The sequence below is a fragment of the Pseudomonas sp. R76 genome, assembly GCF_009834565.1.
Classification (GTDB): Bacteria; Pseudomonadota; Gammaproteobacteria; order Pseudomonadales; family Pseudomonadaceae; genus Aquipseudomonas.
Window position 1 is genome coordinate 4,110,568 of sequence record NZ_CP019428.1, and the last position, 25,415, is coordinate 4,135,982.

The 25,415-nt window shown below is 62.2% G+C and carries 18 protein-coding genes; 11 read left to right on the forward strand and 7 right to left on the reverse strand.

Annotation, left to right across the window (positions count from 1 at the left end; genetic code table 11):
- Nucleotides 1-142: 142 nt before the first annotated feature.
- A complete protein-coding gene (gene hglS, locus PspR76_RS18360; RefSeq protein ID WP_159957522.1) occupies nucleotides 143-1,519 on the forward strand; it encodes a 2-oxoadipate dioxygenase/decarboxylase HglS in 1,377 nt (458 codons plus the stop codon).
- A 170-nt stretch (nucleotides 1,520-1,689) separates the two neighbouring features.
- Here hglS and PspR76_RS18365 read toward each other — a convergent pair whose 3' ends face one another.
- Complete coding sequence (locus PspR76_RS18365; protein WP_159957524.1) at nucleotides 1,690-1,914, reverse strand: DUF465 domain-containing protein; 225 nt, start codon at nucleotides 1,912-1,914, stop codon at nucleotides 1,690-1,692.
- A gap of 174 nt (nucleotides 1,915-2,088) precedes the next feature.
- On the opposite strand from PspR76_RS18365, the gene tkt reads away from it, so the two are divergent.
- Nucleotides 2,089-4,152, forward strand: coding sequence for a transketolase (gene tkt / locus PspR76_RS18370; protein ID WP_159957526.1), 2,064 nt, complete (start codon nucleotides 2,089-2,091; stop codon nucleotides 4,150-4,152).
- Between the two features lie 955 nt (nucleotides 4,153-5,107).
- Here the strand turns inward: tkt and uvrA are convergent.
- The 6 genes from uvrA to lexA form a co-directional block, all read right to left on the reverse strand.
- A complete protein-coding gene (gene uvrA, locus PspR76_RS18375) occupies nucleotides 5,108-7,627 on the reverse strand; it encodes an excinuclease ABC subunit UvrA (RefSeq protein WP_159957528.1) in 2,520 nt (839 codons plus the stop codon).
- An 8-nt stretch (nucleotides 7,628-7,635) separates the two neighbouring features.
- A complete protein-coding gene (locus PspR76_RS18380; RefSeq protein ID WP_159957530.1) occupies nucleotides 7,636-9,336 on the reverse strand; it encodes an ATP-binding protein in 1,701 nt (566 codons plus the stop codon).
- A gap of 126 nt (nucleotides 9,337-9,462) precedes the next feature.
- Nucleotides 9,463-12,555, reverse strand: coding sequence for an error-prone DNA polymerase (locus PspR76_RS18385; RefSeq protein WP_202982174.1), 3,093 nt, complete (start codon nucleotides 12,553-12,555; stop codon nucleotides 9,463-9,465).
- Nucleotides 12,531-13,946: a Y-family DNA polymerase gene (locus tag PspR76_RS18390; RefSeq protein ID WP_159957534.1), complete on the reverse strand. Its 1,416-nt coding sequence runs from the start codon at nucleotides 13,944-13,946 to the stop codon at nucleotides 12,531-12,533. The genes PspR76_RS18385 and PspR76_RS18390 overlap by 25 nt, the downstream gene beginning before the upstream one ends.
- Nucleotides 13,947-13,953: 7 nt before the next feature.
- Nucleotides 13,954-14,568 (reverse strand): translesion DNA synthesis-associated protein ImuA, encoded by a 615-nt coding sequence (gene imuA / locus PspR76_RS18395; RefSeq protein WP_159957536.1) that lies wholly within the window; start codon nucleotides 14,566-14,568, stop codon nucleotides 13,954-13,956.
- On the reverse strand, nucleotides 14,568-15,185 hold the full coding sequence (gene lexA, locus PspR76_RS18400; RefSeq protein ID WP_094952635.1) for a transcriptional repressor LexA: 618 nt from the start codon (nucleotides 15,183-15,185) through the stop codon (nucleotides 14,568-14,570). Before lexA ends, imuA begins: the two co-directional genes overlap by 1 nt.
- A gap of 491 nt (nucleotides 15,186-15,676) precedes the next feature.
- Here lexA and PspR76_RS18405 point away from each other — a divergent pair, with 491 nt between their 5' ends.
- From PspR76_RS18405 to nuoJ, 9 genes are all read left to right on the forward strand, one after another.
- A complete protein-coding gene (locus tag PspR76_RS18405; RefSeq protein ID WP_003219575.1) occupies nucleotides 15,677-16,090 on the forward strand; it encodes an NADH-quinone oxidoreductase subunit A in 414 nt (137 codons plus the stop codon).
- A 10-nt stretch (nucleotides 16,091-16,100) separates the two neighbouring features.
- The gene (locus PspR76_RS18410; RefSeq protein WP_003174719.1) at nucleotides 16,101-16,775 is read left to right on the forward strand and encodes a NuoB/complex I 20 kDa subunit family protein; all 675 of its coding nucleotides are present in this window, start codon (nucleotides 16,101-16,103) and stop codon (nucleotides 16,773-16,775) included.
- Between the two features lie 72 nt (nucleotides 16,776-16,847).
- Nucleotides 16,848-18,632, forward strand: a complete 1,785-nt coding sequence (gene nuoC / locus PspR76_RS18415; RefSeq protein ID WP_025858969.1) for an NADH-quinone oxidoreductase subunit C/D — start codon at nucleotides 16,848-16,850, stop codon at nucleotides 18,630-18,632.
- A 2-nt stretch (nucleotides 18,633-18,634) separates the two neighbouring features.
- Nucleotides 18,635-19,132, forward strand: a complete 498-nt coding sequence (gene nuoE / locus PspR76_RS18420; RefSeq protein WP_003174721.1) for an NADH-quinone oxidoreductase subunit NuoE — start codon at nucleotides 18,635-18,637, stop codon at nucleotides 19,130-19,132.
- Nucleotides 19,129-20,487 carry an NADH-quinone oxidoreductase subunit NuoF gene (nuoF, locus tag PspR76_RS18425; RefSeq protein ID WP_106579872.1) on the forward strand — a complete coding sequence of 453 codons (1,359 nt, stop codon included), beginning with the start codon at nucleotides 19,129-19,131 and terminating at the stop codon, nucleotides 20,485-20,487. Before nuoE ends, nuoF begins: the two co-directional genes overlap by 4 nt.
- 134 nt (nucleotides 20,488-20,621) lie before the next feature.
- Entirely contained in the window at nucleotides 20,622-23,336 is a 2,715-nt protein-coding gene (gene nuoG / locus PspR76_RS18430; protein WP_159957538.1) for an NADH-quinone oxidoreductase subunit NuoG, read from the forward strand.
- Complete coding sequence (gene nuoH / locus PspR76_RS18435) at nucleotides 23,333-24,340, forward strand: NADH-quinone oxidoreductase subunit NuoH (protein ID WP_053256843.1); 1,008 nt, start codon at nucleotides 23,333-23,335, stop codon at nucleotides 24,338-24,340. Before nuoG ends, nuoH begins: the two co-directional genes overlap by 4 nt.
- 11 nt (nucleotides 24,341-24,351) lie before the next feature.
- A complete protein-coding gene (nuoI, locus tag PspR76_RS18440) occupies nucleotides 24,352-24,900 on the forward strand; it encodes an NADH-quinone oxidoreductase subunit NuoI (RefSeq protein ID WP_003174725.1) in 549 nt (182 codons plus the stop codon).
- A 9-nt stretch (nucleotides 24,901-24,909) separates the two neighbouring features.
- Nucleotides 24,910-25,413 carry an NADH-quinone oxidoreductase subunit J gene (gene nuoJ, locus PspR76_RS18445; protein ID WP_159957540.1) on the forward strand — a complete coding sequence of 168 codons (504 nt, stop codon included), beginning with the start codon at nucleotides 24,910-24,912 and terminating at the stop codon, nucleotides 25,411-25,413.
- Nucleotides 25,414-25,415: the final 2 nt, after the last annotated feature.

Consider the following 25,415-nt stretch of genomic DNA (forward strand, 5'->3'; position numbering starts at 1 on the left):
GTCGCGGCTTTTTGTCATATTTGCGTCATTTCATTCATTTGCAGAATGAAGTCCTGAGGATTCTTCGTTTGCCAGACCGGCTCCAGCCCAACAAAATCCAGAGAAAGGCCGATCCCTTTTCACCGTGTTCAGGAATTTTTCTATGCCAAGCGCCGCACATGTCAGCCCCGACGAGATTCGCAGAGACTTTTCCAAGGCCATGTCCGACATGTACCGGGATGAAGTTCCACTCTACGGCGCGCTGATGGCGCTGGTCGCCGAGACCAACGCGCGGGTGCTGGCGAGTGAATCGGGCCTGGCCCAGCAGTTGCAACGCACCGGTGAAATTGATCGACTGGACATGGAGCGCCACGGTGCCATTCGCCTGGGCACCGCCCATGAGTTGGCAACTATCAGCCGTTTGTTTGCGGTGATGGGCATGCAACCGGTGGGCTATTACGACCTGACGCCGGCCGGCGTGCCGGTGCATTCCACCGCCTTTCGCGCGGTGCATGAGCGCTCACTGCAAACCAGCCCGTTCCGCGTGTTCACCTCGCTGCTACGCCTGGAATTGATCGAAAACCTCGAACTGCGCACCTTTGCCGAAAGCGCCCTGGCCAAACGCAACATCTTTACCCCACGCGCTTTGGCGTTGATCGAACAAGCGGAGCGCGACGGCGGCCTCAACGCCCGTGACGCCGACGAATTCGTCCGCCAGGCCCTGGAGACCTTCCGCTGGCACCACACCGCCACCGTCACAGGCGCGCAATACCAGCAACTGAGTGACCAGCACCGCCTGATTGCCGACGTGGTCGCGTTTAAAGGCCCGCACATCAACCACCTGACCCCGCGCACCCTGGACATCGACCAGGTACAAGCCGCCATGCCCGGCAAAGGCATCACCCCCAAGGCCGTGATCGAAGGGCCGCCGCGCCGCCAGTGCCCGATCCTGTTGCGCCAGACCAGCTTCAAGGCCCTCGACGAGCCCATCGCCTTCACCGACGCCAAAGGCAGCCACAGCGCGCGCTTCGGCGAAATCGAACAGCGCGGTGTCGCGCTGACGCCAAAAGGCCGCGCCCTGTACGACCAACTCTTGAACGCCGCACGCGACGCATTGGGCGCTTTTCCGAATGAGGCCAACGCCGCGCGTTATGTGCAATTGATGGAGGAGCACTTCGAAGCGTTTCCCGACAACCACACCCAGATGCGTGAACAGGAGCTCGCGTACTTCCGCTACTTCGCCACCGAACAAGGCCTGGCGGCGCGCGGCCAAGCCGATCAGCCGCGCACGCTGGATGCGCTGATTGCGGCCGGCCATGTGGCGGTGGAACCGTTGGTGTATGAGGATTTTCTGCCGGTGAGTGCGGCGGGGATATTTCAGTCGAACCTGGGCGATGCGGCGCAGAGTCACTATGCGGCGAATTCAAACCAGGCTGAATTCGAAAAGGCGCTGGGCCGTCGGACGATTGATGAGTTGAAGTTGTATGGCGAAACGCAGCAGCGCTCTATCGATGAATGCATTCAGGCACTGCTGGGGTGAAATGCTGAGGTGAACTCAGAGTGCCCGCCCGGCTCACCAGCGCAATCCTTGCGCCGCAACAGTCCCCAGAGCCGGGTGGACGGGGCGCATCTTAAACAGTGAAAACTGCCCTGTCCCTCAGACAATTCTGAACAAATGTGTCCGCGCCCTGTATGAGCGCGGACGTTCATTTACCCCAACTGCAGCACAATTTTGTCTTTGACCTTCAGGCGCTTCTTCTTCAACTTCTCCAGTTCTTCGTCAGCCCCGCCTGACGACTCGAAAGCGAGTACTTCCTTGTCGGCTGCATCATATTGCTCGAGCAGCGAATTCAAACGGTCATCCCCCTTCCTGCGTTCGTGAACGACGTCTCTGGTTAAACCCAAATCCTGATACAGGTCGTGTTTCACTGGCATGGAGTACCTCCGCAAGTTGATCAATGGCCTACGCTTTGAAGCTAGCCCATTCCAAGGGGTGTTGTCATGTCCTGGGTCACTGCATCCCCGTTCGTCGCCAGGCGGGCGATGGGATCAAACCTTTGCCGCGCCCTGCCCTCCACTGTAGATCGCCACCTGAGGGAGAACGGTTTCATGACTCGCGCCGCCACTGCTGTCGACACCCAATGCATCAACACTATTCGCACCCTGGCCATGGACGCCGTGCAGAAGGCCAACTCCGGCCACCCCGGCACACCCATGGGCCTGGCGCCGGTGGGTTACACGCTGTGGAGCCGGTTCCTGCGTTATCACCCACAGCATCCCGACTGGCCCAACCGTGACCGCTTTGTATTGTCGGTGGGGCACGCATCCATGCTGCTCTACTCACTGCTGCACCTGGCTGGCGTGGTGGAGATCGATGCCCACGGCAAGCGCTCCGGCCAACCGGCGATCAGCCTGGACGACATCAAGCAGTTCCGGCAAATCAGCTCCAAGACCCCGGGCCACCCCGAGTACCGCATGACCACCGGCGTTGAAACCACCACCGGCCCGCTGGGCCAGGGCTGTGCCAACAGTGTGGGCATGGCCATGGCTGAGCGTTGGCTGGGGCAGCGGTTCAATCGCGACGACTCGGTGCTGTTCGACTACAACGTCTACACCCTGTGCGGCGACGGCGACATGATGGAAGGCATCAGCAGCGAAGCGGCGTCGATGGCCGGGCACTTGAAGCTGGACAACCTGTGCTGGATCTACGACAACAACACCATCAGCATCGAGGGCCACACCGAGCTGGCGTTCAGTGAGGATGTGATCAAGCGTTTCCAGGCCTACGGCTGGCACACCTTGCACGTCACCGATGCGAATGACCTGCAGGCCTTGAGCACCGCCCTGGAAACGTTCAAGACCAATACCGGCGCGCCGACCCTAATTGTGGTCGACAGCGTGATCGGCTATGGCTCACCGCACAAACACAACACCGCCGCCGCCCATGGCGAGCCGTTGGGTGCGGATGAAATCCGCCTGACCAAGGCCGCGTACGGCTGGCCCGAAGATTCCAGTTTCCTGGTGCCCGATGAGGCCCGCACCGTACTGCGTGACGCACTGCTTGAACGCAGTCAGCCACTCTACGAAGAATGGACGCGCCACCTGTCGCAACTGGAACAGTACGAGCCGGAACTGGCAGACGAACTGCGCCGCATGCGCGCCGGTGAAATGCCCGAGCATTGGCAAGATGAGTTGCCCCACTTCGACACCGACGCCAAAGGCGTGGCCAGCCGTGCCGCCGGTGGTGAAGTGCTGAATGCCTTTGCCCAGCAAATCCCCTGGCTGCTCGGCGGCTCGGCAGACTTGTCTCCGTCGACCAAGACCAACCTCACCTTCGACGGCGCCGGGCGTTTCAGCGCCGAAGACTACAGCGGGCGCAACCTGCATTTCGGTATCCGCGAACATGCAATGGGCGCGATTGCCAACGGCATGGCGCTGTCGTACCTGCGGCCGTACACCTCGACGTTCCTGGTGTTCAGTGACTATATGAAACCGCCGATTCGGCTGGCGGCGATCATGGAGTTGCCGGTGGTGTTTGTGTTTACCCATGACTCGATTGGCGTGGGTGAAGATGGGCCGACGCACCAGCCTGTCGAGCACCTGACGCAATTGCGCGCGACACCGGGGCTGCTGACTTTGCGGCCGGGTGATGCCAATGAAACCCTGGAGCTGTGGAAGGTGGCGCTGGCGCAAACCCATCGGCCGAGCTGCGTGGTGTTGTCGCGTCAGGCGTTGCCGACGCTAGACCGTACGAAGTATGCCGCAGCGTCCGGCGCGGCCAAGGGCGCTTACGTATTGGCGGGCGCCGAGAATCCCGAGGTTCTATTGTTGGCGAGCGGCAGTGAAGTCAGCCTGGTGGTGGCCGCTTATGAGCAGTTGAAAAACGAAGGCATTGCCGCACAAGTGGTGTCGATGCCGAGCTGGGAGCTGTTTGAAGATCAGGACCAGGCGTACCGCGACAGCGTACTGCCGCCGTCGGTTAAAGCCCGTGTGGTGGCGGAACAGGCTGGCCCGCTGGGCTGGGACCGCTATGTCGGGCAGACCGGCGCCAAGGTGGTGATGAACAGCTTTGGCGCGTCGGCGCCGCTGCCGAAGTTGCAGGAGAAGTTTGGGTTTACCCTTGAGAATGTGGTGAAGCTGGCGAAGGAACAGATTCAACTGACCCAACACTGATCAAAACCTGTGGGAGCTGGCTTGCCTGCGATAGCGGGCTGTCAGCCAATACTGTGTTGGTTGTTTACATATCCGTTGTTTGGGTCACGGCCGACATAGGTTCCGCCCTTACGGCGGGTCACTTTTGGAAAAGAGCCCCAAAAGTAACCAAAAGGGCTCTTGCCCCACCACTCGGCACCTCGCCTAGGCTCGGTGTGCCCTCACTCCGGCTTGAATCCGTGGGCCGCCGCGATGGGCCATCCTTGGCCCAGCGCGGCTAACCCGGCGTCCTGCCGGGTTACCCACGGATTCAAGCCTGCGTTCGGCCAGCGTGGTTTAACGGGGCGCCTAAGATCAAGATCAAAATCTACAGCACGGCGGCCTAATAGCCGACCTGAGTGGTTGATCAAAAGCAAGGCCGAGGCGGCCTGACAGCCGACTGATCTTGGAGACTAAACTCAATCAAATGTGGGAGCTGGCTTGCCTGCGATGCAGGCACCTCGGTGTGTCAGGTACACCGGGTTGATGCCATCGCAGCATAGGCATCTACACAACTTTGTAGCTGCCAACCGTACCCACGATGCGCAGCGAGCCGCTCTTGTTCTTGATCTGGCTTTTGATCTTGATCTTTGGCGTCCCGTTAAACCACGCTGGCCGGAATTCGACATGGATTTGGGGGGTAAACCGGCAGGGATGCCGGTTTAGCCGCCCCGCGCCATGGATGGCGCGTGGCGGCGGCCCCCCAAATCCATGTCGGATTACGGGCACACCGAGCCTAAGCGAGGTGCCGAGTGGTGGGACGAGGACTTTTTGGTTACTTTTTGGTCCCTCAAAAAGTGACCCGCTGTAAGAGCGGAACCCTAAGTAGCCGTTACCGCAGGAATGGATATGTACTCGGTCTGATCCAGCCCCCTAGTCGGCTGTCAGGCCGCCATCGGGGGCAAGCCCCCTCCCACATTTGATCAAGCAGTGACATTCAGGTCAGTTCTCGGCTCAGGAACGGTGCAGTCCGGCTGCTCTTGCTCTTCGCCACCTTCTGCGGCGTGCCACTGGCAACCACCTTCCCGCCCAAATCCCCGGCACCCGGCCCGATATCAATCACCCAGTCACTCTGCGCGACAACGCGCATCTCGTGCTCCACAACCACCACCGTATGCCCCGCCTCCACCAGATGATTCAACTGGCTGAGCAAACGGTCCACATCCCGTGGATGCAGCCCGGTCGTCGGCTCATCCAACACATACAACGTGGCGCCACGCGCATTGCGTTGCAGCTCGGTGGCCAACTTGATGCGCTGCGCCTCACCGCCGGACAATTCCGTTGCCGGCTGGCCCAGGCGCAAATACCCCAAGCCGATATCGCGCAGCACCTGCAATGAGCGCAACACGCCAGGCTGGTCGGCGAACACCTCGACTGCCTGCTCCACCGTCAGCGCCAGCACCTGGGCGATGTTCAAGCCCTGCCATTTGACCGCCAGGGTTTCAGGGTTGTAGCGCGCGCCGTGGCAGGTCGGGCATGGCGCGTACACGCTGGGCATAAACAGCAGTTCAACGCTGACAAACCCTTCGCCCTCGCAATTGGGGCAGCGGCCCTTGGCGACGTTGAAGGAAAACTGCCCGGCGTCATAGTGACGCTTCTTCGCCGCCGGCGTGGCGGCGAACAGTTTGCGCACGTTGTCGAACAGCCCGGTGTAAGTCGCAAGGTTGGAACGCGGCGTACGGCCGATGGGTTTCTGGTCCACCTGCACCAAGCGGCGGATATGCTCAAGCCCCGCGCTGATACGCCCACCGCTGCTTTGCGGGGTGTCGTCTTCCAGGCTGGGCTCCTCGTCGCTTTCAACCACGCGGCCCAAGCCCGTGCCCACCAGTTCCAGCAACGCCTGGCTGACCAGGCTGGATTTGCCCGAGCCGGAAATACCGGTCACCGCCGTGAAGCAGCCCAAGGGGAAATCCACGCTCAGGTCGTTGAGGTTGTTACGGGTTACGCCTTCAAGTTTCAACCAGCCGAAAGGCTCACGGCGTGACGGGTTCAAAGGTCGAGGCGCGGCGAACAAATATTCACGCGTCTGCGAGGCTTCGATTTCTGCCAGGCCAGCAGGCGGGCCGCTGTACAGCACCTGCCCACCATGTTCGCCGGCAGCCGGCCCGACGTCGATCAGCCAGTCGGCGCGGCGCATGGTTTCCAGGTCATGCTCGACCACAAACAGCGAATTGCCCGCCGCTTTGAGACGCTCAAGGGCGGTGAACAAGGCTTCTCCGTCCGCTGGATGCAGGCCGGCCGACGGTTCATCCAGCACATAAATGACGCCGAACAACTGCGAGCCCAATTGCGTGGCCAGGCGCAGGCGCTGCAGTTCCCCGGACGATAACGTCGGCGTGCTGCGCTCCAGGGACAAATAGCCCAGGCCCAGTTCGGTCAAGGTGCTGACCCGCTCAAGCAAATCCTGGGCGATGCGCTGGGCGGCCAGACGTTTTTCCACCGACAATTTCATCTTGTCCTGCCCCGCCGCGACCGGCCGCAGCAGCTCGGCCAGTTGCGCCAGCGACAGTTGTGACAGCTCGCCGATATCCACTCCGGCGAACTTCACCGACAGCGCCGCCTTGGTCAGCCGCTTGCCTTCGCACAACGGGCAGGCGCTGCCCTGCATGAACTGCGAGACGCGCTTTTTCATCAGCGCGCTTTGGGTGTGGGTGAAGGTGTGCAGGATATAGCGCCGCGCGCCGCTGAAGGTGCCCTGGTAGCTCGGCTCCAGCTTGCGCTTCAGGGCATCGCGGGTTTGCTGCGGAGTGAAACCGGCGTACACCGGCACGGTCGGGGTTTCCTCGGTGAAGAGGATCCAGTCGCGTTGTTTTTTCGGCAGCTCGCGCCAGGGAATATCCACGTCATAGCCCAGCGTGACCAGGATGTCGCGCAGGTTCTGCCCTTGCCACGCCAACGGCCAGGACGCCACCGCACGCTGGCGGATGGTCAGGCTGGGGTCGGGCACCATCAGCGCTTCGGTCACTTCGTACACCCGGCCCAGGCCGTGGCATTGCGGGCACGCGCCTTGGGGCAGGTTCGGCGAAAAGTCTTCGGCATACAGCATCGCCTGCCCCGGCGGATAACTGCCGGCGCGCGAGTACAGCATGCGAATCAGGCTCGACAAGGTGGTCACGCTGCCCACCGACGAACGCGCGCTGGGCGTACCGCGCTGCTGTTGCAGGGCCACGGCCGGTGGCAGGCCTTCGATGGAATCCACATCCGGCACGCCGACCTGGTCGATCAAGCGCCGCGCATAGGGCGCCACCGACTCGAAATAGCGGCGCTGGGCCTCGGCATACACCGTGGAAAACGCCAACGAGGACTTGCCGGAACCCGAGACGCCGGTGAACACCACCAAGACATCCCGGGGAATGTCCACGTCGACGTTGCGCAGGTTATGTTCGCGGGCGCCGCGCACCCGTACAAAGCCTGAGTGCTGGCCGGTGAGTGGCGGAAAGTTGCGCTGTGAAGTCATGGAAAACCTTATCGAGCAGTGAGCACGCTGCGCACCCGTTGTGTCAGGGCTTCGGGGCTGTAAGGCTTGCTCAGCAGATGAATGTCGGGGCTCAGCAAGTGATTGCTGGAGAGAATGTCGCGGGTGTGGCCGGAGGTAAACAGCACCGCCACCGGCGGCACCTGGGCGCGGGCCCAGTCGGCCAGGTCGGTACTTTTGACCCGACCGGGCATCACCACGTCGGTAAAGATCAGGTCCGGTTGCACGCCGCCCTGCAACGCTTGCATGGCGCGGTCGCCGTCTTCGGCGGTGAGCACGGTGTAGCCCGACTGCTCAAGCAACTCCACCACCGTCACGCGCACATCTTCGTTGTCCTCGACCACCAGAATCGTCTCCTGCCCGAAGAGGTGCGGCTCCGGTTCGACGTGGCTGTCCGGGCACTCTTCGCCCAGGCTGCGCGGGAAATACATCTGCACCACGGTGCCCTTGCTTTCCTCGCTCCACACCTCGACATGGCCGCCGCTTTGGCGGACGAAACCAAACACCATGCTCAGGCCCAGGCCGGTGCCATGGCCTTCGCGCTTGGTGGTAAAAAACGGTTCGAACACCCGCGCCAGGATCGCCGGCGACATACCCACGCCGATGTCCGTGACGGCCAGGCGCACATACTCGCCAGGGCGGATGCTCTTGCCCGCGCAGTCGTCGGGGTTGAGGATGATGTTCTCGCCGGTAATCCGAATCACGCCTTCGCCGTGCATGGCATCGCGGGCATTGATCGCCAGGTTGAGCAGTGCGTTTTCCAACTGGTTACGGTCGACGTTGATGCACCACGAGTCTTGCGGCAATTGCACATCGATATGAATGGTTTCGCCCAATGCACGCTGCAGCAACTCGCCTAACCCTGCATAGATGCGCTGGGGGTTATAGACGGCCGGCGACAAGGGTTGGCGGCGCGCAAACGCCAGCAACTGCGACGACAGTTTGGCACCGCGCTCCACCGCCGCAATGGCAGCCGAGACCCGCCGCTGTACCTGGGCGTTTTCCGGCTCATGCCGGGCCAACAGGTGCAGGTTGCCGGCGATCACTTGCAGCAGGTTATTGAAGTCGTGGGCCACGCCACCGGTCAGCCCGCCGATGGCTTCGAGCTTTTGCGATTGGCGCAGTTGGGCTTCGGCGGCGGAACGCGCCTGCACTTCGGCGGCTACGCGTTGCTCCAGGTTATGGGTCAATTCCTGGCGCACACGTTCGGACTGCACGTGGGCGGTGGTCTCCACCACAATCGCAAGCACGCCGGCCGGTTGTTGGTTATCCCCGGCGACGGGACTGTAGTAGAGGTCCATCCACACCTCTTCCGGCTGGCCATTGCGCAGCAGCACCAGCGCCTTGTCGTTATACGACAAGGTGCCGCCGGCCAGGCAGGTGTCCAGCACATACCGGTTGAAATCGGCGACTTCCGGCCAGCCCTGCTCAACGGGCGTGCCCAGCAGATACGGATGCCGCCCACCGGCAAATACCGAGTAGCTGTCGTTATAGATCATGTACCCCGCCTGCCCCCATAGCATCACCATGGGCATGGGCGATGCCAACAGCATCTGCACGGCGCTGACCAGGCTGGTGGGCCAGGCGTCGATCGGGCCGAGGTCGGTGGTCGACCAATCGAAGGCGCGGATTCGCTGGGCCATTTCACCGCCCCAGCCTTCGCAGCCATGGGTGTTGGATAAAAAATGCATCAATTGGCTCGTGGCGAAGAGAAAGATGGAGTCGTGGCGCAGTTCCACTGATAAAAACTTGGAGCCTGGCGGCAATAAATCGTTTCATTGCATATAGCTTATCCGTGGAGACCTGAGCAACTCCCCTCAGTGAAAATCCCGGCTGCGCACATTAATGCCCTCCAGCAGCGGCGTCAGGTCGGTCAAGCGCCCGGCAATCAAATGCCGCACTTCGCCTACCGCCTCCCAGCGCCCGTCGACTTTCAATAGCCGCGAACCGACCAACGCCTGGCGCTGACGCTCGGCCAGATCACGCCAGACCACCACATTGAGGTTGCCGAATTCGTCTTCCAGGGTGACGAAGGTCACCCCGCTGGCGGTGCCTGGGCGCTGCCGGCCAGTGACCAGGCCGGCGACGCTGACATTGCGCCCATGTTCTACCGCCATCAGCTCAAGGGAGCTGCGGCAGCGGCGCTTGCGCAATTCACCCCGCAGCAGCGCCAGCGGATGCGGGCCGAGGGTGGTGCCGAGTGTGGCGTAGTCGGCGTGCAGGTCCTCGCCGACCGTCGGTGCCGGCAGCGCCACCGCCGCTTCGTCAGGGCTGGGCAGGCCGGCGAACAAGCCAAGCTGTTTATGCACGCCCGCCACGTCCCAGCGCGCCTTGTGCCGGTTGCCCGCCAGGGCGCGCAAGGCGCCCGAGTCCGCCAACAGCGCCTGGGCGCGCGCATCCAACCCGGCGCGCTCGTCGAGGTCGGCAATGTCACTGAACGTGCGGCGCTGGCGGGCTGCCTCGATGCGCCGTCCATCCTCTTCGCGAAACCCCGAGATCATGCGCAACCCCATGCGAATCGCCGGTTGCTGGCCGTCGATGGGTTCCAGGCTGCAATCCCAGTCACTGGCCAGCACATCCACCGGGCGAATCTGCAGGCGATGCCGCCGCGCGTCCTGCAGGATCTGGTCCGGGCTGTAGAAGCCCATGGGCCAGCTGTTGATCAGCGCACAGGCAAAGGCCGCCGGCTCGTGACATTTGAGCCAGCAACTGGCGTAGGTGAGCAAGGCAAAACTGGCCGCGTGGGACTCGGGAAAGCCGTAGCTGCCAAAGCCTTTGATCTGCTCGAAGATCTGCGCGGCAAAGGCTTCGCTGTAGCCGTTTTTAAGCATGCCGGTGCGCAGGCGTTCCTGATGCGGTTCCAGCCCGCCGTGGCGTTTCCAGGCGGCCATGGAGCGGCGCAACTGGTCGGCCTCGCCGGGGCCGTAGTCGGCGGCGACCATGGCGATCTGCATGACCTGCTCCTGGAACAGCGGCACGCCCAGGGTGCGCTCCAGCACCGCCTTCAGTTGCGGGGATGGATAAGTCGTCGGATCTTCTTTATTACGCCTGCGCAGGTACGGGTGCACCATGCCGCCCTGGATCGGCCCGGGGCGCACGATGGCGACCTCGATCACCAGGTCATAAAAAGTTTGCGGCTTGAGCCTTGGCAGCATCGACATCTGCGCGCGCGACTCGATCTGGAACACGCCGACGGTGTCGGCCTTGCTGATCATCGCGTAGGTCGCGGCGTCTTCCTTGGGGATGGTCGCCAGGGCCAAATCCAGGTTGCGATGACGACGCAGCAAATCGAAGCAGCGGCGGATCGCACTGAGCATGCCCAAGGCCAGAATATCCACCTTGAGCAGGCCGACGGCGTCGAGGTCGTCTTTGTCCCACTGGATAATCGTGCGTTCGGCCATGGCGGCGTTTTCCACCGGCACCAAGGTGTCCAGCGGGTGTTCGGAAATCACAAAGCCACCCGGGTGCTGGGACAAGTGCCGGGGAAAGCCGATCAACTGTTGGGTAAGTGTAAGCACGCGGCGCAGGATCGGGCTTTGCGGGTCAAAGCCGCCCTCGCGCAAGCGCTCCAAAGGCGGCGCATCTTCACTCCAGCGCCCGCAGCATTCAGCCAAGGCGTTGATCTGGTCGGGCGGCAAGCCGAGGGCCTTGGCCACATCGCGCACCGCGCCGGCCGCGTGGTAGCTGCTGACCACCGCCGTCAAGGCCGCGCGCGTGCGGCCGTAGCGCTGGAACACGTACTGCAGCACTTCTTCACGGCGCTCGTGTTCGAAGTCGACGTCGATATCCGGCGGCTCGTTGCGCTCCTTGGACAGGAAGCGCTCGAACAGCATGTTCATCAGGCTCGGGTCGATTTCGGTGATGCCCAAGGCAAAACACACCGCCGAGTTGGCCGCCGAGCCCCGACCCTGGCACAGGATCGAACGGCTGCGGGCGAAGCGCACGATGTCGTGCACGGTGAGGAAATAACTTTCGTAGCCCAGTTCGCTGATCAGCGCCAGCTCATGGTTGATCTGCTGCAAGGTCTTGGCGTCGACACCCTGCGGCCAGCGCTGGGCGATGCCCTCTTCGGTGAGCTGGCGCAGCCAGGATTGCGCATCCTGGCCTTCGGGCACCAACTCTCGCGGGTAGTGGTAACGCAACTGGCTGAGGTCGAAGGTGCAGCGCTGCGCGATGGCCTGGGTTTCGTCGAGCAAGGCTTGCGGGTACAGCGCGGCCAGGGCGTCGAGGCTGCGCAGGTGCCGCTCGCCATTGGGGTGCAGGCGCGTGCCGGCGTCGGCCACCGTGACGTGATGGCGGATGGCGGTCATGGTGTCTTGCAGGGCGCGGCGGCCACGCGCATGCATATGCACATCACCGCAGGCCACTGCGCGAATGTTCAGGCTGGCGGCCAAGGCCAGGCGCTGCTGCAGATGGCGCGCGTCGTCCTGGCCGCAATGCAATTGCACCGCCAGCCACAGGCGTTCGGCAAACGTGCGGCGCAGCCATTGGATCGAGGCTTGGGTGTCGCTGTCTTCGGCCACCCACAGCGCCAGCAGGCCGGGCAGCGGCTGCTCGAAGTCTTCCTGCAACAGGCGATAGCTGCCTTTCTCGGCGCGGCGTCGGGCCACAGTGATCAGGCGGCACAGGTGCTGGTAGCCGCTGAGGTTTTCTACCAGCAACACCAGTTTCGGGCCGTTTTCGATGCGTACCTCGCTGCCGATGATCAGCGGCATGTCCACCGCCTTCGCCGCCTGCCAGGCCCGCACGATGCCGGCCAAGGTGCATTCGTCGGTGATTGCCAAGGCGCTATAGCCTTGGCGCCTGGCCCGCTCGAACAACTCCAGGGCACTCGACGCGCCGCGCTGGAAACTGAAATTGGACAGGCAATGCAGCTCGGCATAGTTCATGCAAACCAGCCTTGCAGCCACAGCCCGTCGTTTTGCCCGACGCTGCGATAGGCCCAGCCTTGCTGCCCGGCGCGGGTCTGGATCAGGTAATAGTCGCGGCGCACATCGGCGCCATCCCACCAGCCGGACTCGATGCGCTCCGGGCCCATCAGAATCTGCACGCCCTGCTCGGCCAGCAAAGTCGGTTCGGGCAATAACCAGCCAGGGCGTTGCACCTTGTTCAAAGTGGGGCACACACGGTTATCGGCGGCCGCTTGCCAGGCGCATTCAGGGCGGTGGTCGGCATGAAAGCGCAAGCCTTGCACGGCCTCATCGCCAAGGCGCGCGCGCAGGCGTTCGCGCAGTTGCTCCCAGGGCAAGGTCTGTTGCGGGCGGTCGTCGAACAGGTCCTGGCGCTGTGGCACGAACACCGGCAAGTCCTGGGCCACCAGGCGAAAGCCGCGTACCGGCGAGGTCACTTGCACCTGCTCGAGGCGCCCTCGGGCCAGTTCAAAGAGCATCGCCGGTTCGCGTTCGGCGCTGAGCAGGCCGACTTTGATCACGCTGTCGGGCGCCTGGGCGTGCTCCAGGTGCAGGTCGAAGCGCTGCACGCCACTGTCGCGGCCGCAGAGGAAGGCGGACAGGTCGCCGGTCAACCGGCGTAACGGAAACAGCAGCGCCTGGTGGGATTGCACGTCGAAATTCAGCTCGATGCGCACATCGAACTGGTCCGGCGGCTGATAGAACGCCAGCGCCAGCGGGCGTTGCCCGGTCAGCGCATCCAGGTGTTTGAGCAGGCTGGCGTCAAAGCGCCGCGCCAGGGTGTGCCGGGGCAACGCCTGCACCTGGGCGAGGCTGCGCAGGCCCATGCGTGATAAGGCCGTGGCGGCGTGCGGGTCGAGGCCGGCGCGGTCAATCGGCAGTGGTGCCAGGGCTTGCAGCAAGGCGTGATCATCGGCCACGGCCAGGCCATCGTAAAGATTCGCCAGCACGCGCGCCGCTGCCGGGTTGGGCGCGGCGACGATACGGTGGCGAAAGCCCAGCTCGGTCAACTCCTTGCGCAGCCGCGCCTCGAACTGCGGCCACGGCCCGAACAGGCCCAGGCTCGATTCGATCTCGAACAACAAGGCGCGCGGGTAATACAGGCTGACCTGGGAACTGAAACGGTAGGCCCAGGCCGCGAGAAACTGCTGCCAGCGCTCGATCTCGGCGGGGTCGTATTCGGCGCTGGCGAAGGTCTTGGCCAGCGCATGCGCCGCCGTCAGCGATTGACCGGGGCGCAGGCCCAAGGCCCGGGCGGCTTCATTGACGGTTTGCAGCACGCGGCGCTGCGGCGTGCCGGCCAGCAACGCAAGGGGTTGGTCGGGCTCGGGGTGCAGGCGCTGCACCCCGTCCAGCGCCAATTGCGGGAACACAATACACACCCAGCGCATGGCAACCTCAGTGCCCCGCCAGCGCAATCGGCGCCGGATGGGCCAGCCCACCGCGGCACTTGAGCACGCGCACTTGCGCGGGTTTTGCCTCAACGGTCAGGCGCAAGGCGGCGGGTGAGGCATTCACCGCTTCATTTAAAGCGCGCCAGGCAAACGCCAGGGTCTGGCCGGTTTCGGCCGCCACCTGCAAACGGCGCAAAGCACGGTCATCGGCCTTGCGCGGCCAGCACAACACCGCGCCGCAACTGCCGGAACGCAGGCATTGCTCGACTGCCCATAAGGCATCGCGCTCCTCGGCCTGGATCACCGAGAGCTGGCGCAAGTCCACCCCGGCGTTCTGCCAGGCGTGCGGGTACGGCGTATAAGGTGGCGCGACCAGCACAATGCGCTCGCCTGCCGCCGACAGCCGCGCCAGGGTCGGCAACACCAATTGCAGTTCACCGACACCTTCCTTGGCCATCAATATTTCGCTCAACGCCGATTCCGGCCAGCCGCCCGTGGGCAGTACTGCGTCCAGCGCCGCCAGCCCAGTGGGGTGCACGCTGGCCGGTGGCGCGGCGGGCCGGCCCTTCCAGACGCGGCCGCCATTGAACAGCGCGTCCAGGGCAACGACGGCGCCCATCAGCCTTGCCTCACCAGGCCGCAGAACACCCCTTCGATGGCCAGGTCCTGATCAGGCCCGACCACGATGGGTTGATACGCGGGGTTACGCGGCAACAGGCGCACATGCTCGCCATGGCGTTCAAAGCGTTTGATGGTGACTTCGCCGTCCAGGCGCGCCACCACAATCTGGCCGTTCAAGGCTTCGGCACTGCGGCGTACGCCGACCAGGTCACCGTCGAGGATGCCGTCTTCGATCATTGAGTCGCCCTGGACGCGCAGCAGGTAGTCCGGGGTTTTCGCGAAGGTGGCGGGGTCGAGTTGCAGGCGGTTGTGCACTTCGGCGTCGGCGCCGATAGGCAATCCCGCCGCAACACGGCCAAGCACCGGCACGTCCAGCCATTCGGGGCGAGCCGGTTGGTTGAGCAGGCGGATACCGCGCGCCTGGTTGGGGTTGACCTCGATGAAGCCGGCTTCGGTGAGCGCCACCACGTGCTTGCGGGCGACGCTGCGCGAGGCGAAGCCGAACGCCTCGGCGATCTCGGCGAGGCTGGGCGGTTGGCCTTGTTGCGCGATGCGGTCGCGGATAAAGGTCAGGATGGCGGTGCGGCGGGGAGTCAGGGTCGTCATGGAGTACATTTGTACTCTTGTGGGAATTTTCTGACAATAGCCATCAGTCGGGGGCCGAGAGGGTGATTGAGCTCATTGCCACCCGGTTTCTGGCAAAACATTGATCCAGAGCGCTATTCACCTGAATAAAATCGGTTAAAAGATCCCCTGCATGAACTAGCGGCACTCTAGCAAGTAACAGCAACTTCCCCCGTTACACCACACCCATCCGCTTAAAACCCACGCAAACAATATTCATTATCATTTAGCCCATGAAAACTTCGTTACTGGTTAAACAAAACATATTTGATAAAAAGCCCGCTAATGCCCGCCACGCAAGGGCTACAGCCCCAAGAAGGTGCACTATGTGCTTATTCCATCGAATAATTTCGCTATAGGAATTTTACTTGCCCGGTGTTTAGCCATAAAATCACCGCGATTGATTGCAGTGCGACATATCGTCACTGCATCGTTACTTTTTCGAGCTCAGAGACCTTTGCTCTCTGTTAAGGATTTCCAGCATGACCGAAGCGACAGGACTCATGGCCCACAACTGGGGCTTTGCCATTTTCCTCCTCGGTGTTGTCGGCCTTTGCGCCTTCATGCTTGGTGTCTCCAGCCTCCTCGGGTCAAAAGCCTGGGGCCGCAGCAAAAATGAACCGTTCGAGTCCGGCATGCTGCCTACAGGTGGCGCCCGCTTGCGGCTCTCAGCCAAATTCTATCTGGTCGCGATGCTGTTCGTGATCTTCGATATCGAAGCCCTCTTTCTCTTTGCCTGGTCTGTGTCCGTCCGCGAAAGCGGCTGGACCGGATTCGTCGAAGCCCTCGTTTTCATAGCAATTCTGTTGGCAGGCCTTGTCTACCTATTTCGAGTGGGCGCCCTTGATTGGGCTCCGGAAGCTCGTCGCAAGCGGCAAGCGAAGCTGAAACAATGAGGCTTTGGCGATGCAATACAATCTCACCAGGATCGACCCGGATGCTCCTAACGAGCAGTACCCAATCGGCGAACGCGAAACCGTTTCCGACCCGTTAGAAGACCAAGTCCACAAAAACATCTACATGGGCAAGCTGGAAGACGTGCTGAGTGGCGCGGTCAACTGGGGACGCAAGAACTCCCTGTGGCCGTACAACTTCGGTCTTTCGTGCTGCTACGTGGAAATGACCACCGCCTTCACGGCGCCCCACGACATCGCGCGCTTTGGCGCCGAAGTTATCCGGGCATCACCGCGCCAGGCGGATTTCATGGTTATCGCCGGAACCTGCTTTATCAAGATGGCGCCGATCATTCAGCGTCTCTACGAGCAAATGCTCGAGCCGAAGTGGGTTATCTCCATGGGTTCGTGCGCCAACTCCGGTGGCATGTACGACATCTACTCCGTCGTTCAAGGGGTGGACAAGTTCCTGCCCGTGGACGTCTACGTGCCTGGCTGCCCGCCCCGCCCTGAAGCATTCCTGCAAGGCTTGATGCTGCTGCAGGAATCGATTGGCAAGGAGCGTCGCCCGCTTTCCTGGGTCGTCGGTGATCAAGGCGTGTACCGCGCCGAGATGCCGTCGCAAAAGGAACAGCGCCGCGAACAGCGAATCGCAGTCACCAACCTGCGCAGCCCCGACGAAGTCTGATCCAGCACCGCTTCTTTTATAGAACGAAAACCTGGCTTCATTCTTTACGTTGACCGAAAGCGATAAAAAACCATGACTACAGGCAGTGCTCTGTACATCCCGCCTTATAAGGCAGACGACCAGGATGTGGTCGTCGAACTCAATAACCGTTTTGGCCCTGACGCCTTCACCGCCCAGGCCACACGCACCGGTATGCCGGTGCTGTGGGTGGCGCGCGCCAAGCTCGTCGAAGTCCTGACCTTCCTGCGCAACCTGCCCAAGCCGTACGTCATGCTCTATGACCTGCATGGCGTGGACGAGCGTCTGCGCACCAAGCGCCAGGGGCTGCCGAGCGGCGCCGATTTCACCGTGTTCTATCACCTGCTGTCGATCGAACGTAACAGCGACGTGATGATCAAGGTGGCGCTGTCCGAGAGCGACCTGAGCGTGCCGACCGTGACCGGTATCTGGCCGAACGCCAGCTGGTACGAGCGTGAAGTCTGGGACATGTTCGGCATCGACTTCCCGGGCCACCCGCACCTGACGCGCATCATGATGCCGCCGACCTGGGAAGGTCACCCGCTGCGCAAGGACTTCCCGGCGCGCGCCACCGAATTCGATCCGTTCAGCCTCAACCTCGCCAAGCAACAGCTTGAAGAAGAGGCTGCGCGCTTCCGTCCGGAAGACTGGGGCATGAAACGCTCCGGCACCAACGAGGACTACATGTTCCTCAACCTGGGCCCGAACCACCCTTCGGCTCACGGTGCCTTCCGTATCATCCTGCAACTGGACGGCGAAGAAATCGTCGACTGCGTGCCGGACATCGGCTACCACCACCGTGGTGCCGAAAAAATGGCCGAGCGCCAGTCCTGGCACAGCTTCATCCCGTACACCGACCGTATCGACTACCTCGGCGGCGTGATGAACAACCTGCCGTACGTGCTCTCGGTCGAGAAGCTGGCCGGCATTAAAGTGCCGGACCGCGTCGACACCATCCGCATCATGATGGCCGAGTTCTTCCGGATCACCAGCCACCTGCTGTTCCTGGGTACCTACATCCAGGACGTCGGCGCCATGACCCCGGTGTTCTTTACCTTCACCGACCGTCAGCGCGCCTACAAGGTCATCGAAGCCATCACCGGTTTCCGCCTGCACCCGGCCTGGTATCGCATCGGCGGTGTGGCGCACGACCTGCCGAACGGCTGGGAGCGCCTGGTCAAGGAATTCATCGACTGGATGCCCAAGCGTCTGGACGAGTACCAGAAAGCCGCCCTCGACAACAGCATCCTCAAGGGCCGGACCATCGGCGTTGCCCAATACAACACCAAAGAAGCCTTGGAATGGGGCGTCACCGGTGCCGGTCTGCGCTCAACGGGTTGCGATTTCGACCTGCGTAAAGCGCGCCCATACTCCGGCTACGAGAACTTCGAATTCGAAGTGCCGCTGGCCGCGAATGGCGACGCCTACGACCGTTGCATCGTGCGCGTCGAAGAAATGCGCCAGAGCCTGAAGATCATCGAGCAGTGCATGCGCAACATGCCGGCCGGCCCGTACAAGGCGGATCACCCGCTGACCACGCCGCCGCCGAAAGAGCGCACGCTGCAGCACATCGAAACCCTGATCACGCACTTCCTGCAAGTTTCGTGGGGCCCGGTAATGCCGGCCAACGAATCCTTCCAGATGATCGAAGCGACCAAGGGTATCAACAGTTATTACCTGACGAGCGATGGCGGCACCATGAGCTACCGCACCCGGATTCGTACCCCAAGTTTTGCCCACTTGCAGCAGATCCCTTCGGTGATCAAAGGCGAGATGGTCGCGGACTTGATTGCGTACCTGGGTAGTATCGATTTCGTTATGGCCGACGTGGACCGCTAAGCATGAACAGCACGCTTATCCAGACAGACCGTTTCACCCTCAGTGAAACCGAGCGCTCGGCCATCGAGCACGAGCTGCATCACTACGAAGACCCGCGCGCGGCGTCGATCGAAGCCTTGAAGATCGTGCAGAAGGAACGTGGCTGGGTGCCGGACGGCGCCCTCTACGCCATCGGCGAGATCCTTGGCATCCCGGCCAGCGACGTTGAAGGTGTGGCCACGTTCTACAGCCAGATCTTCCGCCAGCCTGTGGGTCGCCACATTATTCGCGTGTGCGACAGCATGGTCTGCTACATCGGTGGTCACGAGTCGGTGGTCAGCGAAATCCAGAACAAGCTGGGCATTGGCCTGGGCCAAACCACCCCGGACGGCCGCTTCACGCTGCTGCCGGTGTGCTGCCTGGGCAACTGCGACAAGGCGCCGGCGTTGATGATCGACGACGACACATTCGGTGACGTGCAGCCTGCTGGCGTGACCCAATTGCTCGAGGGCTACCCATGACCCTTACATCTTTCGGCCCGGCCAACCTGATCAAGCGTTCGGCCGAGACTCACCCGCTGACCTGGCGCCTGCGTGACGACGGCGAGCCGGTATGGCTCGACGAATACCAGGCCAAGAACGGTTACGCCGCTGCGCGCAAAGCCTTCGCCGACATGGCCCAGGACGATATCGTCCAGACCGTGAAAGACGCCGGCCTTAAAGGTCGCGGCGGTGCTGGCTTCCCCACGGGCGTGAAGTGGGGCCTGATGCCAAAGGACGAATCCATCAACATCCGCTACCTGCTGTGCAACGCGGATGAGATGGAACCGAACACCTGGAAAGACCGCATGCTGATGGAGCAACTGCCCCATCTGCTGATCGAAGGCATGCTGATCAGCGCCCGCGCGCTGAAAACCTACCGTGGCTACATCTTCCTGCGTGGCGAATACACCACCGCCGCCAAGCACCTCACCCGTGCCGTGGAAGAAGCCAAGGCGGCAGGCCTGCTGGGCAAGAACATCCTGGGTTCCGGTTTTGACTTCGAACTGTTCGTGCACACCGGCGCCGGGCGTTACATCTGCGGTGAAGAAACCGCACTGATCAACTCCCTCGAAGGCCGCCGCGCCAACCCGCGTTCCAAGCCGCCCTTCCCTGCCGCCGTGGGCGTGTGGGGCAAGCCGACTTGCGTGAACAACGTTGAAACCCTGTGCAACGTGCCGGCGATCATTGCCGACGGCGTGGACTGGTACAAATCGTTGGCCCGCGAAGGCAGCGAAGACATGGGCACCAAGCTCATGGGCTTCTCCGGCAAGGTCAAGAACCCTGGCCTGTGGGAGCTGCCATTCGGCGTGACCGCCCGCGAGCTGTTCGAGGACTACGCCGGCGGCATGCGCGACGGCTACACCTTGAAAGCCTGGCAACCAGGCGGCGCCGGCACCGGTTTCCTGCTCCCTGAGCACCTGGACGCACAAATGTATGCCGGCGGCATCGGCAAGGTCGGCACCCGGATGGGTACGGGCCTGGCGATGGCGGTGGACAACACCGTGAACATGGTCTCGCTGCTGCGCAACATGGAGCAGTTCTTCTCCCGCGAATCCTGCGGTTTCTGCACCCCGTGCCGTGACGGTCTGCCCTGGAGCGTGAAGCTCTTGATGGCGATCGAGAAAGGCGAAGGCCAGCCAGGCGACATCGAGACCCTGCTGGGTCTGGTCGGCTTCCTCGGCCCAGGCAAGACTTTCTGTGCTCACGCACCGGGCGCCGTGGAACCATTGGGCAGCGCAATCAAATACTTCCGCTCTGAATTCGAGGCTGGCATCGCACCTGCGCGCGCTGGCGATTTGAATCAGGTGGTCACACCAACCATGGTTGGTGCGTAACGCTTAAAGAGCGAAGGGTCCGTGCCCTTCGCTTTCTCATGTGCTGACGCCTTTATGGCTGTGTAGATGCACATGAATAACAAGATTCCATTAGCCACGCCCGCTGACAACGGGCCAACGAAGAACTTTGAACCATGGCCACTATCCACGTAGACGGCAAAGCGCTCGAAGTCGATGGGGCAGACAACCTGTTACAGGCATGTCTCTCACTAGGCCTCGACATCCCTTATTTCTGCTGGCACCCCGCTCTTGGTAGCGTCGGTGCCTGTCGCCAGTGTGCGGTCAAGCAGTACACCGACGAAAACGACACCCGTGGTCGTATCGTCATGTCCTGCATGACCCCAGCCACCGACAACACCTGGATCTCCATCGAAGATGAAGAATCCAAGGCGTTCCGCGCCAGCGTTGTCGAATGGCTGATGACCAACCACCCGCACGACTGCCCGGTCTGTGAGGAAGGCGGTCACTGCCACCTGCAAGACATGACGGTGATGACCGGCCACAACGAGCGCCGTTATCGCTTCACCAAGCGCACGCACCAGAACCAGGACCTCGGCCCGTTCATTTCCCACGAAATGAACCGCTGCATCGCCTGCTACCGCTGCGTGCGTTTCTATAAAGACTACGCCGGCGGCACCGACCTCGGCGTATTCGGCGCCCACGACAACGTGTACTTCGGTCGCGTTGAAGACGGTGTGCTTGAGAGCGAGTTCTCCGGCAACCTCACCGAGGTCTGCCCGACCGGTGTGTTCACCGACAAGACCCACTCCGAGCGCTACAACCGTAAGTGGGACATGCAGTTCTCGCCGAGCATCTGCCATGGCTGCTCCAGCGGTTGCAACATCTCCCCGGGCGAGCGCTACGGTGAACTGCGTCGTATCGAAAACCGCTTTAACGGTTCGGTCAACCAGTACTTCCTCTGCGACCGTGGCCGTTTCGGCTATGGCTACGTCAACCGCGAAGACCGCCCACGCCAGCCACTGTTGGCCGATGGCGCCAAGCTGAGCCTGGACGACGCGCTGGATAAAGCCGCCGACCTGCTGCGCGGCCGCAACATCGTCGGTATCGGTTCGCCACGCGCCAGCCTCGAAAGCAACTACGCGTTGCGCGAGCTGGTCGGCGCCGAGCACTTCTACTCCGGTATCGAAGCCGGTGAATTGGAGCGCATCCGCCTGGTCCTGCAAGTGCTGAACGACAGCCCGCTGCCGGTTCCGAACATGCGCGACATCGAAGACCACGACGCCATTTTCGTGCTCGGTGAAGACCTGACCCAGACCGCCGCGCGCATCGCGCTGTCGCTGCGTCAGTCGGTCAAAGGCAAGGCTGAAGACATGGCCGATGCCATGCGCGTCCAGCCTTGGCTCGACGCTGCGGTGAAAAACATCGGCCAGCACGCGCTGAACCCGCTGTTTATTGCAAGCCTGGCAGAAACCAAGCTCGACGATATCGCCGAAGAATGCGTCCACGCCGCCCCAGACGACCTGGCCCGCATCGGTTTCGCCGTGGCGCACGCCCTGGACGCCAGTGCGCCTGCCGTCGAAGGCCTGGACGCTGAAGCCGTTGAACTGGCCCAACGCATCGCCGACGCCCTGCTGGCGGCCAAGCGCCCATTGATCATTGCCGGCACCTCGTTGGGTTCCAAAGCGCTGATCGAAGCCGCTGCCAACATCGCCAAGGCCTTGAAGCTGCGCGACAAGAACGGTTCCATCAGCCTGGTCGTGCCGGAAGCCAACAGCCTTGGCCTGGCCATGCTCGGTGGCGAATCGCTGGATGCCGCGCTGCAAGCCGTGACTGACGGTAAAGCCGACGCCATCGTGGTACTGGAAAACGACCTGTACACCCGCACGGATTCGGCCAAGGTTGACGCCGCGCTGGACGCTGCCAAAGTGCTGATAGTTGCCGACCACCAGAAGACCGCCACCAGCGAACGTGCCGACCTGGTCCTGCCAGCCGCTACTTTCGCCGAAGGCGACGGTACCCTGGTCAGCCAGGAAGGCCGCGCCCAGCGCTTCTTCCAGGTGTTCGATCCGAAGTACATGGACGCCAGCATCCTGGTTCACGAAGGCTGGCGCTGGCTGCATGCCCTGCGCGCCACCTTGCTGAATCAGCCGATCGACTGGACCCAGCTCGACCACGTGACGGCCGCTGCCGCCGCGAGCGCGCCGCAGTTGGCACGTATCGTCGACGCTGCACCGTCCGCCTCGTTCCGCATCAAGGGCTTGAAACTGGCCCGTGAACCGCTGCGTTACTCCGGGCGTACCGCCATGCGCGCCGACATCAGCGTGCACGAACCGCGTACCCCACAAGACCCCGACACCGCGTTCGCCTTCTCCATGGAAGGTTACTCGGGTTCGGCCGAGCCGCGTCAGCAGGTGCCTTTCGCCTGGTCGCCGGGCTGGAACTCGCCACAGGCCTGGAACAAGTTCCAGGACGAAGTCGGTGGTCATATCCGCGCTGGCGACCCAGGCACCCGCCTGATCGAAAGCACGGGCGACTCGCTGAACTGGTTCGCAGCCGTACCGCGTCCGTTCAACCCGGCCCAGGGCACCTGGCAGGTTGTGCCGTTCTTCCACCTGTTCGGCAGCGAAGAGACCTCTTCCAAAGCCGCACCGGTACAAGAGCGCATCCCGGCCGCTTACGTGTCCGTGGCCAAGTCCGAAGTCGACCGCCTGGGCGTCAACGACGGTGCCCTGCTGAGCTTGACCGTCGGCGGCCAGACCCTGCGTCTGCCGCTGCGCATCAACGAAGAGTTGGGGGCTGGCCTGGTTGCACTGCCTAAAGGCCTCGCGGGCATTCCGCCGGCGATCTTTGGCCAAACCGTTGACGGTCTGCAGGAGGCAGCGCAATGACCTGGTTCACCCCTGAAGTGATCGACGTGATCATCTCGGTCGTCAAGGCCATCGTGATCCTGTTGGCCGTGGTCGTTGCGGGCGCCCTGCTCAGCTTCGTCGAACGTCGCCTGCTGGGCTGGTGGCAGGACCGTTACGGTCCGAACCGCGTTGGCCCGTTCGGCATGTTCCAGATCGCTGCCGACATGCTCAAAATGTTCTTCAAGGAAGACTGGACCCCGCCGTTTGCCGACAAGGTGATCTTCACCCTGGCACCGGTCGTGGCCATGAGCGCCTTGCTGATCGCCTTCGCAGTCATCCCGATCACCCCGACCTGGGGCGTGGCGGACCTGAACATCGGCTTGCTGTTCTTCTTCGCCATGGCCGGTCTGTCGGTCTACGCGGTGCTGTTCGCCGGTTGGTCGAGCAACAACAAGTTCGCCCTGCTGGGCAGCTTGCGGGCTTCGGCCCAGACCGTGTCCTACGAAGTGTTCATGGGCCTGGCGCTGATGGGCATCGTGGTGCAGGTCGGCTCGTTCAACATGCGCGACATCGTCGAGTACCAGGCGCAGAACCTGTGGTTCATCATTCCGCAGTTCTTCGGCTTCTGTACCTTCTTCATCGCTGGCGTCGCCGTGACTCACCGTCACCCGTTCGACCAACCGGAAGCGGAACAGGAACTGGCTGACGGTTACCACATTGAATACGCCGGCATGAAATGGGGCATGTTCTTCGTTGGCGAATACATCGGCATCATCTTGATCTCGGCACTGCTGGTCACGCTGTTCTTCGGCGGCTGGCACGGCCCGTTCAACATCCTGCCGCAACTGGCGTTCTTCTGGTTCTTCTTGAAGACGGCGTTCTTCATCATGCTGTTCATCCTGCTGCGCGCCTCTATTCCGCGCCCACGCTATGACCAGGTGATGGATTTCAGCTGGAGATTCTGCCTGCCGCTGACCCTGATCAATTTGCTGGTGACGGCTGCTGTTGTGTTGTTGAACACGCCAGCCGGCGCGGTTCAGTGAGGATTTGACCCATGTTCAAATATATTGGCGACATCGTTAAGGGTACTGGTACCCAGCTGCGAAGCCTGGTGATGGTTTTCGGCCATGGCTTCCGCAAACGCGACACCCTGCAATACCCGGAAGAAGCGGTGTACCTGCCGCCGCGCTATCGCGGCCGTATCGTGCTGACCCGCGACCCCGATGGCGAAGAGCGTTGCGTAGCCTGCAACCTGTGCGCCGTGGCGTGCCCGGTGGGTTGCATCTCCCTGCAGAAAGCTGAAACCGAAGACGGTCGCTGGTACCCGGACTTCTTCCGCATCAACTTCTCGCGCTGCATTTTCTGCGGCCTCTGCGAGGAAGCTTGCCCGACCACCGCGATCCAGCTGACACCGGATTTCGAGATGGCCGAGTTCAAACGTCAGGACCTGGTGTACGAGAAAGAAGATCTGCTGATCTCTGGTCCCGGTAAAAACCCTGATTACAACTTCTATCGTGTTGCAGGTATGGCCGTTGCCGGTAAGCCGAAGGGCGCCGCACAAAACGAAGCCGAGCCGATCAACGTGAAGAGCTTGCTGCCTTAAGGAAGAAAGATGGAATTCGCTTTCTATTTCGCGTCGGGTATTGCAGTGGTGTCCACGCTTCGCGTGATCACCAACACCAACCCCGTGCACGCCCTGCTCTACCTGATCATTTCGCTGATCGCCGTGGCCATGACCTTTTTCAGCCTCGGCGCACCGTTCGCCGGTGTCCTGGAAGTGATCGCCTACGCCGGCGCCATCATGGTGCTGTTCGTGTTTGTGGTGATGATGCTCAACCTGGGGCCGGCTTCGGTCGCCCAGGAACGCGTCTGGCTCAAGCCCGGCATCTGGCTCGGCCCGGTTGTCCTGGCAGCGCTGCTGCTGGGTGAACTGCTGTATGTGCTGTTCGCTCACCAGAGCGGCCAGGCCATCGGCCACACCACCGTAGACGCCAAAGCCGTAGGCATCAGCCTGTTCGGCCCGTACCTGCTGATGGTCGAACTGGCTTCGATGCTGCTGCTCGCTGCAGCCATCACCGCCTTCCACTTGGGCCGCAACGAAGCCAAGGAGCAATGACG